The sequence below is a fragment of the Bacillus paralicheniformis genome (assembly GCF_002993925.1).
Lineage (GTDB): Bacteria > Bacillota > Bacilli > Bacillales > Bacillaceae > Bacillus > Bacillus paralicheniformis.
This window is the reverse complement of sequence record NZ_CP023665.1, coordinates 1,845,268-1,859,773: the sequence shown is the minus strand read 5'-3', so window position 1 is coordinate 1,859,773 and position 14,506 is coordinate 1,845,268. Positions and strand designations below refer to the sequence as shown.

The window sequence follows — 14,506 nt, the reverse complement described above, 5'->3', positions numbered from 1 at the left end:
TCAAGAAACTAACTTCTGTTCACTGAAAAAGTGAACTTCTTTATAGAATAATATCATTTTGAAAATATTAACATTAATGTATTTTTATTGTCAATCGATCTAACAAACTTTCCGCAATATTCGCGTCTCTGAATCTTCGAAGCACGCGCTGGGTTAGAAAACAAAAAAGAGACTGCCGAATAAGTCGGCAGTCTTTAAAATAAAGACAGCTGGTTCTGATCTGGGAGCGACTCGAGACAGCCGTGGCGCTCCAAGTATTCCATGATCGTTTTTGACACCTTGCCTCTTTTTTGCAAATCTTCTTTGGAAAGAAATTCGCCTTCTTCCCTTGCTTTGACAATATTCAAAGCGGCGTTTGTTCCAAGCCCCGGTATTGAATTAAACGGCGGAATCAAGCTGTTTCCGTCAATGATGAATTCGGAAGCGCTCGATCTGTATAAGTCGACTTTTTGGAAAGAGAAGCCCCTTTCACACATTTCAAGCGCCAGCTCAAGCACCGTGAGCAAACTTTTCTCTTTCGGAGAAGCGTCAAGGCCTTTAGAGTTGATGTCATCCATAACGGCTTTAATCGCTGTCGACCCTTTGATCATCGTTTCGATATCAAAGTCATCGGCCCGCACCGTAAAGTATGCTGCGTAGTAGAGCAGTGGATGATGGACTTTAAAATAAGCGATTCTGACCGCCATCAAAACATATGCCGCAGCGTGGGCTTTCGGGAACATGTATTTGATTTTTTTACACGAGTCGATATACCAGTCCGGAACATTATTATTCTTCATTTCTTCTTCCCATTCAGGTGTCAGTCCCTTACCTTTACGGACAAATTCCATAATCTTAAAGGCGAGGGATGGCTCAAGCCCCTGGTAGATTAAGTACACCATAATATCATCACGACAGCCGATCACTTCGCTCAGTTCACAAATATTATTGTGAATCAGCTCCTGCGCGTTGCCGAGCCATACGTCCGTACCGTGTGACAGGCCGGAAATCTGAACGAGCTCGGAAAATGTCGTCGGCTTGGTGTCTTCGAGCATCTGTCTGACAAAGCGGGTTCCGAATTCAGGGATGCCAAGCGTTCCGGTTTTACAGCCGATCTGCTCTTCGGTTACCCCTAAAGATTCTGTCCCTTGGAAAATTTTCATCACTTCGGGATCATCGGTCGGAATCGTCTTCGGATCAATCCCGCTCAGATCCTGGAGCATACGGATGACCGTCGGATCATCGTGTCCGAGAATATCCAGCTTCAGTAGGTTGTCATGGATGGAATGGAAGTCAAAGTGCGTCGTCTTCCATTCGGAATCGGTGGCATCCGCCGGAAACTGGATTGGTGAAAAGTCGTAAATATCCATGTAATCAGGCACAACGATGATTCCGCCCGGGTGCTGCCCTGTCGTCCGCTTGACGCCTGTACAGCCTTGGACAAGGCGGTCGATTTCCGCCCCGCGCATATGCAAATTGTTGTCATTAGCATACCCTTTGACATACCCGTAAGCCGTTTTTTCGGCGACTGTGCCGATCGTTCCCGCACGGTAGACGTTATCCTCTCCGAACAGGACTTTCGTGTAGTTGTGGGCGTGCGGCTGATATTCGCCCGAGAAGTTCAAGTCGATATCAGGAACCTTGTCCCCTTTAAACCCCAGAAACGTCTCGAACGGAATGTCGTGGCCGTCTTTTCTGTAGGCCGCTCCACACTTCGGACAGTCTTTGTCAGGCAAATCAAATCCCGAACCGACCGATCCATCGTTGAAAAACTCGGAATGGCGGCAATCCGGACAGACGTAATGCGGCGGCAGCGGGTTGACCTCGGTAATTTCCGTCAATGTTGCGACAAGGGAAGAACCGACCGATCCCCTTGAACCGACAAGATAGCCATCATCAAGGGAGCGTTTTACAAGCTTATGAGAGATCAGATAGATGACGGCGAATCCATGGCCGATAATGCTTTTCAGCTCTTTTTCGATCCGCTTTTCGACGATTTCCGGAAGATCGTCGCCGTAAATGCTTTTTGCTTTCTCATAGCTCATGCGGCGGATTTCGTCATCTGCGCCTTCGATCTTCGGTGTGTAAAGATCGTCTTTGATCGGCTTGATTTCTTCGATTCGCTCGCTGATCAAACGGGTGTTCTTGACGACGATTTCTTTCGCTTTTTCCTCACCCAAAAATGAAAAGGCCTCAAGCATTTCATCCGTCGAACGGAAATGAACGTTCGGCAGTTCGTGCCTGTTGAGCGGATTTGCGCCGCCTTGTGAGGAAACCAGAATCTTGCGGTAAATTTTATCCTCAGGGTTCAGGTAATGAACATTCCCCGTAGCTACTACCGGAATATTCAGTTTCTCGCCGAGCTTTGTGATGTTGGCGATGATTTCTTTTAACGCTTTTTCATCCCTGACGAGTTCAAGCTGGAGCAGGTGCCGGTAGACTTCAGGCGGCATGACTTCAAGATAGTCATAAAATGAAGCGATGTCTTCGACCTCTTCCGGCGATTTCTGCATCATGCCTTCGAATACTTCGCCTTTGTCGCATGCCGAACCGATTAAAAGGCCTTCTCTGTACTTTTCAAGCTGTGACCTTGGGATCCTCGGCACCCTGTAAAAATAATGGATATGTGAAAGCGACACGAGTTTGAAAAGGTTTTTCAAACCTGTCTCATTGACCGCCAAAAGGGTCGCGTGATATGGCCTTGAACGCTGATAGGCATTGGACTGCCCCATATTTTCATTCAGCTGATCGTGGTACATGATATTTTTTTCGGCCGCGTCTTTCAGCATTTTCACAAGGAGATAGCCCGTCGCTTCGGTATCATAAATCGCCCTGTGGTGCTGGGTGAGCTCGATGTCAAACTTTTTACAAAGCGTATTCAGCCTGTGGTTTTTGAATTCCGGATAAAGAAAACGGCCCAGCTCAAGTGTGTCAATGACCGGGTTCTGCACTTTCTCCGAATTCAGCAGACGCTTGTAGGCGACATTGATGAAGCCGATGTCAAAGCTTGCATTGTGAGCGACAAGCGTGTGATCTCCGACCCATTCTTTAAAATCTCGGATGACCTCTTCGGCTTCAGGCGCATCTTTCAGCATATCATCGGTAATCCCAGTCAGCTCGATGATCGTAGCCGATAAAGGGCGATGCGGGTTTGCAAACCTTTCAAAGCGTTCGATGATCTCCCCGCCTTTTACTTTTACGGCGGCCAGCTCGATGATCGTATCATAGACGGCTGACAGCCCCGTCGTCTCGACGTCGAACACGACATATGTCTCCTCTTCAAGCAGACGGTGCACCGGATTGTAGGCAATCGGCACGCCGTCGTCGACGAGGTTGGCTTCAAGTCCGTAGATCATTTTCACGCCATGCTTTTTGCTCGCCGCGAATGCATCAGGAAACGATTGGACAACAGCGTGATCAGTGAGCGCGATAGCCGGATGCCCCCATTTTTTCGCCTGTTCGACAAGCTTGCCGATACTTGATACGGCATCCATCTGGCTCATCGGTGAATGGAGGTGGAGCTCGACACGTTTTTCGTCCTCCGGTGCTGTATCCTCACGGGTTTTCCCTTTGATTTCATTGACATCGTTGGCGATCATCACCAAATCGCGGACGAATGTATCGTTTTGTATGCTTCCTCTCGCCTTTACCCACATCCCTTTTTTCAGGGACTTCATCAAAACAGCGTCCTCTTTTTCACGTGCGAACATTTTGACGAGTATGCTGTTTGTATAGTCGGTTATCTTAAAGATACAAAGCGTTCTGCCGCTTTTCAGCTCTCTTGTTTCAGCGTCGAATACATAGCCTTGCACCGTAATTCTCCGCTCTTCATCCATGATGCTGTCAAGCGTTCTGATCTCTTCAGAGTCTTTAATCTGGTAGCCGATCTGAAGAGGGCCTGACGGCGCTTCATCGTCTTGGGCTTCCTTATCCTGCTTTTCCATTTCGATTAAAGCCTGAAGGGCTCTCTCTTGATCTTCGGCCATTTTTTGCTCTCTGAATTTCTGAATCTCTTGATCTGACACAAAGATTTCTGTGTCGAGCTGGAGCTCAGGAAAACCGAATGTGCAGTAGCTTGACTGGATGAGTGAGCTGTATTTCTTTTTTAAAGCGGATGCTTCTGTATCTGTTTTCGTTTTAAGCAGGATTTTGTTCCCCGTAAGCTTGGGCTTTTGGTCGTTCAAAAGCGTCAAAATCGGCGGGGAAATACCATCGAGTTCCTGGATGCAGCGCGTCCAGTAATCCTGAACAAGCTGCTCGTCAATCGAAGGGTTTTCCGCCTCGATGGAACAGGTGACCTGAGCGATATGGGAAAAGGTGCGGGTCAGCTGGGTGTGAAACCGTTCGAAGATTTGATAAGGCAGGACATTTTTCAATTTAAAGTGAAAGTGCCATGTCTTCTTGTTTTTATGAACGGTCAGCTTTATGATTTGTCCGCCTTCAAGGTGACGGATCATCGTATCTTCCGTTACATTCAGCTGCTGCAGAAGAATTTGAAACTGTCTTCTGTTGACAGAAAGCTGGTCTTCCAAGACAGATTCCTCCCTAAAAGAAAATCATAATTGAAGGTACCTTGGGACGATTCCCGAGGTACCTTCCTTTACTCTAGTTTAACATCTTTAAGAGTGAGAAGATAAGCTCTTGACTTGTTTTTCGATAAAGTCCAAAAGCTCTTCAGCGGCGACTTCAAATGATTCTCCGGTTTTGCGGATCTTCACTTCGACAACGCCTTCATCAGCTCTTTTTCCGACCGTGATGCGGATCGGCAGACCGATCAAATCGGAATCTGCAAATTTAACGCCGGCCCGTTCAGCACGGTCATCAAACAATACGTCATAGCCGTTCGCTTTAAAATCTTCATACAGCTTTTCGGCAAGCTGAACCTGCGCGTCATTTTTCATGTTAAGCGCGAGGATGTGCAAGTCATACGGCGTCACTTCCAGCGGCCAGATCAAGCCTTTATCGTCATGATGCTGCTCAACGATGGCCGAAAGTGTCCGGGAAATCCCGATTCCATAGCAGCCCATCAGCATCGGCTGAGCGCGTCCGTTTTCGTCAAGGTATGTTGCGTCCATCGCTTCAGAATAGCGGGTGCCGAGTTTAAAAACTTGTCCGACTTCGATTCCTTTTGCAAAACGGATCGTTCCGTTTCCATCCGGTGAAGGGTCACCTTCCTGGATAAAGCGGAGATCGGCGAATGTCACATTGTGCGCATCCCGGCTGATATTCACGTTTTGATAATGGTAATCTGTTTTATTCGCTCCTGCTGCTGCGTTTGCCATCGCCTTCACAGCAAAGTCTGCAAAGATTTCGATTTCGCTGTCAAGCCCCACCGGTCCGACAAAGCCAGGCTCAGTACCTGTTATCTCAGCAACCTCTTCGGCGCTCGCGAATTCGATCGTTTCTGCTTGGAGCAGATTCTTCACCTTAATATCGTTGACTTCATGATCCCCTCTCGTCAACACGAGGACAAAACGTCCGTCTGCTTTCATGAGCATTGATTTCACGCAGTCTGACGGGGATATGCCAAGAAATGCGGCAACTTCTTCGATCGTTTTGACCGAAGGTGTGTGGACTTCCTGGAGCTCTTTCATTTCAGCCTGCTCGCCAGCACCGGCTTCCTTCACTTCAGCCATTTCGATGTTGGCAGCGTATGAAGACTGATCAGAATACGCAATTGTATCTTCACCGACATCGGACAATGCCATAAATTCATGGGTATCCTTTCCGCCCATCGCGCCTGAATCTGCAATGACCGGTCTGAAATTCAAGCCGCAGCGCGTAAACACATTCGTATACGCCTGGTACATATCATTGTAAGTTTCATCAAGGCTTTCGGCGGAAGAATGGAAGGAATACGCATCCTTCATGATGAATTCCCGGCCTCTCAACAGACCGAAGCGCGGGCGCTTTTCATCGCGGAATTTCGATTGGATCTGGTAAAGGGTCAGCGGAAGGCGCTTGTACGATTTCACTTCATCTCTGACGATGCTTGTGATGACCTCTTCGTGTGTCGCGCCAAGGGCAAATTCGCGGCCGTGGCGGTCTTTCAGCCTCATGAGCTCAGGACCGTACGTGTACCATCTTCCCGATTCCTGCCAAGTTTCCGCCTGCTGGAGCGCCGGCATCAGCATTTCGACGGCATTGATTTTCTCCATTTCTTGGCGGACAATGCTCTGGATTTTATGAATGACTTTATTGGCAAGAGGCATATAGCTGTATACACCGCTTGTGTTTTGTCTGATAAACCCCGCTCTGAGAAGAAGCTGATGGCTTTTTGCTTCAGCATCAGCCGGCACTTCGCGGAGCGTAGGAATTAAAGTCCTGCTCTGTCTCATTCGTTCGCACCTCATTTGTTTCAGTTGGTTACTTTTTGAGTCGGGAACGGCGTCCCTAAAAAAGAGCCTTTTAAAAGGCTTGGCTGCACTTAAAAAAGGCAATTGGTTTTACAGAAATAAGCGCTGGATATCGTTCCATGTGACGACAAGCATTAAGAGCATCAAAAATGCGACGCCGACAAAGACGACAAACGCTTCTTTTTCTCGGTTGATCGGCTTTCCGCGGATCGCTTCAATAAACAGGAACAACAGTCTGCCGCCGTCCAGCGCAGGGATTGGCAGAAGGTTGACGATCCCGAGGTTAATGCTTAAAAATGCGGCCAGCTTCAGCAGGTTGATAACGCCTGTCTTGGCCACTTGGTCTGTCATGTCATAAATGCCGACAGGACCGGCCAGCATGTCGATTGAGAATTGTCCCGTGACGAGCTTTCCGAGATTGGTCACGATGCTCTGCGCTACTGTCGCCGTTTCGGTCGCACCGTAGGAAATTGATGTCAGGATTCCTGTTTTCACCGGGTTGTAAGCGCCGAATCTGCCGACGGTTTCGTCCCCTGCCTTGACTGCTTCAGGTGTTACGTATTTCGTCACCTTGACGTTGTCGCGCATCACAACGATTTTCAGTTCTTTTTCAGGGTGTTCCCTGACCGTGTTGACAATATCCGTCCACGATTTCATGTTCTCCCCGTTGATCGTTTGAATGCGGTCTCCTTCCTGGAGTCCCGCTTCCGCCGCCCGTCCGTTGTCTATCAACTTGCCGAGCACCGGCTCGTCAGACGGCACTCCCTGCATCAGGCCGAGCATTACGAGAATGACATAAGCCAAAATAAAGTTCATGATCGGGCCGGCCGCAATCGCCTTTATACGCTGCCAAACCGTTTTTGAATGGAATTGGCGGTTGTAAGGAGCGATCTGGACTTCTTCCCCGTCTACGATGAAAAAGGACGTTTCACTGACAGAAAAGGATGAGAGATGATCTTCATTGCCGTGCTCATAGCCCGTAATCCTCATCTGATGCTCCAGGTCAGCCTGCTCCACTTCGATGACCAATGCGTCAGGATACTTTTCTTTTTGGTTGATAATGATCTTTTCGACTTTGTTTTCGCTGTCGAACAACAGCCCGACCGTATAACCGGGCTTCACTTCAATCATCTCAGGATCTTCACCGGCCATTCTAACAAAGCCGCCGATCGGAAGAAGCCTGATCGTATAAACGGTCTCATTTTTCTTAAAAGAAAAGATTTTCGGACCGAAGCCGATAGCAAACTCCCGGCACAGTATTCCGGCTCTTTGAGCAAGGATGAGATGACCAAGCTCATGGAAAAATACGAGCGTTCCAAAAATAAGAATAAACGCGATCACAGTATTCACGAACATACCACCTTATGTGAGTAATGTTTGGACAAACTTTCTGGCGTCTTTGTCCACTTCACGGATCTCTTGAAGGCTCGGCTTTGCGATCACCTGATGGCGTTCCAAAGCTTTTTCAATGATGTCTTCAATCCCGAGAAAGGAAATCCTGCCTGAAAGAAATGCCGCAACGGCTTCCTCGTTGGCCGCGTTTAAAACAGTCGGCATTGTACCGCCTATTTTACCTGATTCATAAGCGAATTGTAAGCAGCGGAACCTTTCAAAATCAGCTTGGGCAAAATTCAGCTGTCCGACTTCCCAGAGTTCGAGTGATTTGGCTTCATCAAACGGCAGGCGTTCCGGATAGCTGAGCGCGTATTGAATCGGCACTCTCATATCAGGTGTGCCAAGCTGGGCGATGACGCTTCGGTCGTGGAATTCCACCATTGAATGAATGATGCTTTCTTTGTGAAGGAGGACATCGATCCGGTCATAAGGCAGATCAAACAGCCAGTGCGCTTCAATGACCTCGAGCCCTTTATTCATCATTGTAGCCGAATCGATCGTGATTTTTGCACCCATCGACCAATTTGGATGATTGAGGGCTTCTTCCACTGTGACCCCTTCAAGTTCCTGCCTTGTTCTGTCCCTGAAGCTGCCGCCTGAAGCCGTGACGATCAGCCGTTTAATATGCTTCGGATTTTCCCCCTGGAGCGCCTGGAAAATCGCAGAATGCTCGCTGTCGACTGGCAAGAGCGGGACATCGTATGTTTGGGCGTGTTCTTTCACTATATGACCGGCTGTCACGAGAGTTTCCTTATTTGCAAGCGCGACTGTTTTTTTATGCTCCATCGCCTTTAAAGTCGGCAGAAGACCGACGCTGCCGACGAGAGCATTGACGACGACATCCGCTTCCGGACTAACGGCCGCTTCGATTAAAGATTCCTCCCCGATCCCTGTTTTAAAGGTGTAAGAAAAAGAATGCTGTTTTAATGCTTCATATGTATGCTCATCCCCTACAGATACATACTTCGGTTTAAATGTTTCAATGATTTCTGCCGCTTTTTCGGCGTTTTTTCCGAAAGACATGGCGGTCAGCTGAAACTTATCGTCATGCGCTTTGATCACATCAAGCGTCTGTTCTCCTATGGAGCCTGTCGCCCCCAATAGACATATGTTCTTCAAAATTGCCGCACCTCTGTTTCTTTCTAGCTATCAGTACCCTTTTCTATCATAGCCCGAACGGCTGAAAAAGAACAAGCAGGAAGTATAGAACCGGCATGACAAATAAAAAGCTGTCAAAGCGGTCCAGCATTCCGCCGTGTCCCGGAAGGATCCGGCCCGAGTCTTTCACTTTGTAGTGTCTTTTGAACGCAGACTCGGCCAAATCGCCGATCTGACCGACGATTGATAAAAGCACGGTAATGATCAGCACAAACAGATAAGCGTGCGGAAAACCTGTGGCAGCCTGATAAATCGCGGAAAAAACGACCGCTGTCAAAATCCCGCCCCAAAAGCCTTCAACCGTTTTGTTAGGGCTGATTTCAGGCCAGAGCTTCCGCTTTCCAAACGCCTTTCCGATAAAATAAGCGCCGGAATCCGTTGACCAGACGACACCGATTGCAAAAAAGACATAGCTGAGTCCGATGTTTCTGATTTCAATAAAGTAATAAAACCCGAATCCGATATAAACTGCTGCCAGCGCCACGAATGCCGCTTCGTCAAAAGTAAACGAGTTTTTGCTGAGCACCGTGTATGCCAAAAGCAAAAGGACGGCCAAAAAGACGACCTCCCCTTTGGTTATGCCCAGCCCCGCGTCTTCCGCATATTGGCTTGGATACAGCAAAACCGCCAAAAGCAGCAGGCTGATGATACCCGGAGCGCTGATAAGCTTCAGGCCTTTCATTCTTAAAAGTTCAAATAGAGCGAGTATACCTATTGCATAAACTAGCAGGGTGAACGGCAGCTTGCCGAAAATCACGAGCGGCAGAAAAACCGCTGCCGCGATCACACCCGTCAATATTCTCTGTTTCATCTGCACCATCCTCTAAATTCCGCCAAACCTTCTCCCGCGACGCTGATATTCTCCGATAGCCTGAAGCAAGTGAACGTCTTTAAAATCAGGCCACAATACATCGGTAAATAAAAATTCGCTGTAGGCAAGCTGCCAAAGCATGAAGTTGCTCAGCCTGATCTCGCCGCTTGTGCGAATCAGCAAATCAGGGTCCTGCAAAGCTTCTGTCATTAAATAATCGGAAAATAGCTTTTCGTCGATTTCCTCGGTATTCAATGTGCCTTTTTTCGCTTCTTCGGCAATTCTCTTTGCGGCTCTGACGATTTCTGCACGTCCCCCGTAATTCAATGCAAAATTAAGAATAAGTCCGTCATTGTTCTCCGTATCACGGATTGCTTTTTCAACCGCGCGGATCGTGTGGGGCGGCAGTCCTTCCCTATCGCCTGTCAAGCGGACCCGGACATTTTCTTCGACCAGCTCCGGGAGATACGTTCCCAGGAACTCTTCAGGCAGCTTCATCAGAAAGTCAACCTCAAACTTAGGACGCTTCCAATTTTCCGTCGAAAAGGCATACAGCGTCAACGCTTTGACACCGAGCTCATTGGCAAGCTTTGTCGTCTGTCTGACTACCTTCATGCCTTCGTGATGACCCGCGATGCGGGGCATCGCCCGTTTCTTTGCCCAACGGCCGTTTCCGTCCATAATAATGGCGATATGTTCAGGAATTTCTCCTTTTAAAATATTTTCTTTTGTGTAACATTCCATGTTGGAAGCAGCTGAATGCTGATTCTTCCAATTTTTGAGTATATTGAGCATGAGAGTCCTCCATCACCCAAAAGGTTGCTTTCCTGTTATATCGTTCTTGATAACAACAGTATTAACAAAAAAACCCCCTGTAAACATGAGAGGGTCTTTTCACTATTATCTATTGTACAGAGTTTTTCATTAAACTTCCATGATTTCTTTCTCTTTATCTTTTGTGATCTCATCAATTTTTGACACATATTCATCTGTCAGCTTTTGTACGTCTTCCGTTGAAGAGCGCAATTCATCCTCAGTCATTTCACCATTTTTCTCTAGTTTTTTCAGATCGTCATTGGCATCGCGGCGGATGTTGCGAACCGCGACTTTAGCATCTTCCGAATATTTTTTCACGAGCTTGGCAAGCTCTTTTCTGCGCTCCTCAGTTAGAGGAGGGATCGTGATCCGGATGATGTTGCCGTCGTTTGATGGAGTTATGCCGAGGTCGGCTTTTTGAATCGCTTTTTCAATATCGCCGAGCGCTGTTTTGTCATACGGTGTGATGAGAAGCATGCGCGCTTCCGGAACCGTAATGGACGCGATCTGGTTTAAAGGCGTCTGCGCTCCGTAGTATTCAACTGTCACTTTGTCCAGCAAAGACGGATTTGCACGTCCTGCACGTACAGTCGCCAATTCGCGCTGATAAGCGCCTATCGCTTTTTCCATCCGTTCTTTTGTTTCATTCATCACTTGAGTTGACACGTTATTTCCCCCTTACGATTGTACCGATTTGTTCGCCTAAAACGGCTTTTTTAATATTTCCTTCTTCCATAATAGAAAAGACGATCAGCGGGATGTCGTTATCCATGCAAAGTGAAGAGGCGGTTGAATCCATGACGGCCAAACCGTCTTTTAACACATCGAGATAAGACAATTTTTCATATTTTACGGCTGTTTCGTCAGTTCGAGGATCGGCATTGTATACACCGTCGACATTATTTTTAGCCATTAAGATGACGTCGGCTTCGATTTCAGCCGCTCTGAGCGCTGCTGTCGTATCCGTTGAGAAGTATGGATTGCCTGTACCGGCAGCGAAGATGACGACGCGCTTCTTTTCAAGATGGCGAATCGCTTTTCTTCTTATGTATGGCTCAGCGACCTGCCGCATTTCGATGGATGTCTGAACTCTTGATTGAATGCCGAGCGTTTCTAGGCTGTCTTGCAGCGCAAGGGAATTCATGACCGTTGCAAGCATTCCCATGTAGTCCGCTGTTGCGCGGTCCATTCCGAGATCGCTGCCCGTTTTTCCGCGCCACAGGTTGCCGCCGCCGACGACGACCGCCACTTCAACATCAAGCTCGGCGATTTCTTTCACCTGTTTGGCGATGGACTGGATCACGGTCGGGTTGATGCCGTTTCCCTGTTCACCCGCAAGGGCTTCTCCGCTAAGCTTTAATACGATACGATTATACTTTGGTTTTTCCATATTAACCTCCAAGTGCATGCTTGCCGTTATTTATTATGCAAGAGAAAAAAAGGTTTGTAAACTGTTTTAAAAATAGGGACACAAATTGTGTCCCCTATTTTCTTTGAAAAGATCCTGCCGTGTGTTTTAAGGCAAGCGGCTTTTCAATCTTATTTTTTCACTTGGTTCATAACTTCTTCAGCAAAGTTTTCTTGGCGTTTTTCGATACCTTCTCCAACTTCGTAGCGGACGAATGTTTCAACTGTTGCATTTTTCGCAGCAACGACCTGTTTCACTTTTTCATCCGGGTTTTTAACGAATGCTTGATCAAGCAGGCAGATTTCTTCGAAGTATTTGTTCAGGCGGCCTTCAACCATTTTTGCGACGATGTTTTCAGGCTTTCCTTCTTGAAGCGCCTGCTGAGTCAAGATTTCGCGCTCGCGGTTCGCTTCTTCTTCTGACACTTGGTCACGGGAAATGAAGCGAGGGTTTACAGCTGCAACGTGCATCGCGATGTCTCTTGCTGTTTCTTCGTCAGTTGTGCCGTTAAGGACAGTCAATACGCCGATTTTTCCGCCCATGTGCAGGTATGCGCCGAATGCAGCGTCATCGCCTTTTGTCAGGACAGTGAAGCGGCGAAGCGTGATTTTTTCTCCGATTTTAGCAACCGCGCTTGTGATGTATTCTTCTACAGTTGAACCGTTAGCCATTTTTTGAGCCATAGCAGCTTCAACGCTTTCAGGCTTTTCAGCAAGAATGTGGTCAGCAAGGTCGTTCAAAAGCTCTTTGAAGCCTTCGTTTTTCGCAACGAAGTCCGTTTCGGAGTTCACTTCAAGAATAACGCCTGTGTTGCCGTCGGTTTTGATCAAAGTCAAACCTTCAGCCGCGATGCGGTCAGCTTTTTTGGCAGCCTTTGCGATTCCTTTTTCTCTTAGAAGATCGATCGCTTTATCCATGTTGCCGTCAGTTTCAGTTAACGCTTTCTTGCAGTCCATCATGCCTGCGCCAGTTTTTTCACGAAGCTCTTTTACCATTTGTGCAGTAATTGCCATTTTTGATTTCCTCCTTATATATCAAACAAAATATGTAAGTGTTGATCTGGTGAAAAAAAAGGTGATAAAAGGCAGACCCCCTTATCACCTTTTGACCAGGTTAAGCAGTTGTTGTTTCAGTTGTTTCTGCTTCTTTCGCTTCTGTTTCAGCTGCTTCTTCACCTTGTTTTGCTTCAAGGATGGCATCTGCCATTTTAGAAGTCAGCAATTTAACAGCGCGGATGGCGTCATCGTTCGCAGGGATGACAACATCGATTTCATCAGGATCACAGTTTGTGTCAACGATTCCGATGATCGGAATGTTCAGCTTGCGCGCTTCTGCAACCGCGATGCGCTCTTTGCGAGGATCGATGATGAACAGTGCGTCAGGAAGCTCTTTCATTTCTTTGATTCCACCGAGGAATTTTTCAAGACGCTCTAATTCTTTTTTCAATTGAACGACTTCTTTTTTAGGAAGTACGTCAAATGTGCCGTTTTCCTGCATTTTTTCGATATCTTTAAGGCGTTTGATACGCTTTTGGATCGTTTCAAAGTTTGTTAACGTACCGCCAAGCCAACGTTGGTTGACATAGTACATTCCAGAACGTTCCGCTTCTTCTTTAACAGAGTCTTGAGCTTGCTTTTTCGTACCGACGAAAAGGATTTTTCCTCCGTCAGCTGCAAGGTTTTTCGTGAAGTTGTATGCTTCTTCAACTTTTTTGACTGTTTTTTGAAGATCGATGATGTAGATTCCGTTACGCTCCGTGAAGATGTAACGCTTCATTTTTGGGTTCCAGCGGCGCGTTTGGTGGCCGAAGTGAACACCAGCTTCAAGCAATTGCTTCATAGAAATGACTGACATGTGTTATTTCCTCCTAATATAATGGTTTTTTTCCTCCGCTTAGGTCATTTTTATGCAGGACTGCACGCGAGAACCGCACAGCACCGCTTGCATAAATCGTTAAGCGTGTGTAATTAACACCAAGAAATAATATAACATAAGCTTTCTCGACAATCAAGAATCGTTTTTCAGCTTTCCGCGAAATTTTAAGAAAAGCTCGATTTCTGTTTTCCCGCTTTTCAGCTGTCTTGCGATTTCCTCCGGAGAGAGCCCCTTTTCATATAATGCGAGAGCTTCTTCTTCATAGGATACGGATTCCTGCTCTTTTTGATTGAGCTCATCCTCTTCCTGCTCCACCTCATTGATCATCGCTTCGATGTGAAGCGGCAGATCGCGCGATTCGTCCGCTTCCGGAAGGGCGGGGGTTTGAGCAGGAATGTCAGGCTGTGTTTGCACTCTTTGCGGCTCTTCTTCGGCATTCGCCCGAATCTCGCGAACGAGTTTTTCATTTTCGTCTTTTAGCTCCATCAAAAAAGCGGTCAATGTATTCTCGGTTTCTTCCAAAAGCTGTTTTTGCTCTTTCTCCGCCGCCTTAAAAGCGCTGAGCCTCGCATTCAGAATGATGACGAAATAAATCAATATACCGTGGAGCGTAAAGCTCACAAGCCATAATATTGTTGACATATTTTTCACTCGCTAACCATGAAATTTAATCAAAAAAAGACTTCCCTGTCGGACGCTTAAAAAATG

Annotated in this window: 11 protein-coding genes; all 11 read right to left on the bottom strand. The window is 47.1% G+C overall.

Going from position 1 to position 14,506, the window contains the following annotated elements; genetic code table 11:
* Positions 1-194 precede the first annotated feature (194 nt).
* Entirely contained in the window at positions 195-4,511 is a 4,317-nt protein-coding gene (locus CP943_RS09510) for a PolC-type DNA polymerase III (protein ID WP_020451423.1), read from the bottom strand.
* 87 nt (positions 4,512-4,598) lie between these two features.
* On the bottom strand, positions 4,599-6,317 hold the full coding sequence (locus CP943_RS09505) for a proline--tRNA ligase (protein WP_035338761.1): 1,719 nt from the start codon (positions 6,315-6,317) through the stop codon (positions 4,599-4,601).
* A 108-nt stretch (positions 6,318-6,425) separates the two neighbouring features.
* The gene (gene rseP / locus CP943_RS09500; protein WP_105978898.1) at positions 6,426-7,691 is read right to left on the bottom strand and encodes an RIP metalloprotease RseP; all 1,266 of its coding nucleotides are present in this window, start codon (positions 7,689-7,691) and stop codon (positions 6,426-6,428) included.
* Between the two features lie 6 nt (positions 7,692-7,697).
* Entirely contained in the window at positions 7,698-8,849 is a 1,152-nt protein-coding gene (dxr, locus tag CP943_RS09495) for a 1-deoxy-D-xylulose-5-phosphate reductoisomerase (protein WP_026579731.1), read from the bottom strand.
* Positions 8,850-8,895: 46 nt separating this feature from the next.
* The gene (locus CP943_RS09490; protein ID WP_020451419.1) at positions 8,896-9,699 is read right to left on the bottom strand and encodes a phosphatidate cytidylyltransferase; all 804 of its coding nucleotides are present in this window, start codon (positions 9,697-9,699) and stop codon (positions 8,896-8,898) included.
* 12 nt (positions 9,700-9,711) lie between these two features.
* Positions 9,712-10,494: an undecaprenyl pyrophosphate synthase gene (locus CP943_RS09485; RefSeq protein ID WP_020451418.1), complete on the bottom strand. Its 783-nt coding sequence runs from the start codon at positions 10,492-10,494 to the stop codon at positions 9,712-9,714.
* A gap of 129 nt (positions 10,495-10,623) precedes the next feature.
* Positions 10,624-11,166, bottom strand: a complete 543-nt coding sequence (gene frr, locus CP943_RS09480) for a ribosome recycling factor (RefSeq protein ID WP_154495759.1) — start codon at positions 11,164-11,166, stop codon at positions 10,624-10,626.
* Positions 11,167-11,182: 16 nt separating this feature from the next.
* On the bottom strand, positions 11,183-11,905 hold the full coding sequence (gene pyrH, locus CP943_RS09475; protein ID WP_020451416.1) for a UMP kinase: 723 nt from the start codon (positions 11,903-11,905) through the stop codon (positions 11,183-11,185).
* 149 nt (positions 11,906-12,054) lie between these two features.
* Positions 12,055-12,936 (bottom strand): translation elongation factor Ts, encoded by an 882-nt coding sequence (tsf, locus tag CP943_RS09470; protein WP_020451415.1) that lies wholly within the window; start codon positions 12,934-12,936, stop codon positions 12,055-12,057.
* Between the two features lie 100 nt (positions 12,937-13,036).
* Positions 13,037-13,777, bottom strand: a complete 741-nt coding sequence (gene rpsB, locus CP943_RS09465) for a 30S ribosomal protein S2 (RefSeq protein WP_025811393.1) — start codon at positions 13,775-13,777, stop codon at positions 13,037-13,039.
* A 153-nt stretch (positions 13,778-13,930) separates the two neighbouring features.
* The gene (locus CP943_RS09460) at positions 13,931-14,440 is read right to left on the bottom strand and encodes a DUF6115 domain-containing protein (RefSeq protein WP_023857198.1); all 510 of its coding nucleotides are present in this window, start codon (positions 14,438-14,440) and stop codon (positions 13,931-13,933) included.
* Positions 14,441-14,506: the final 66 nt, after the last annotated feature.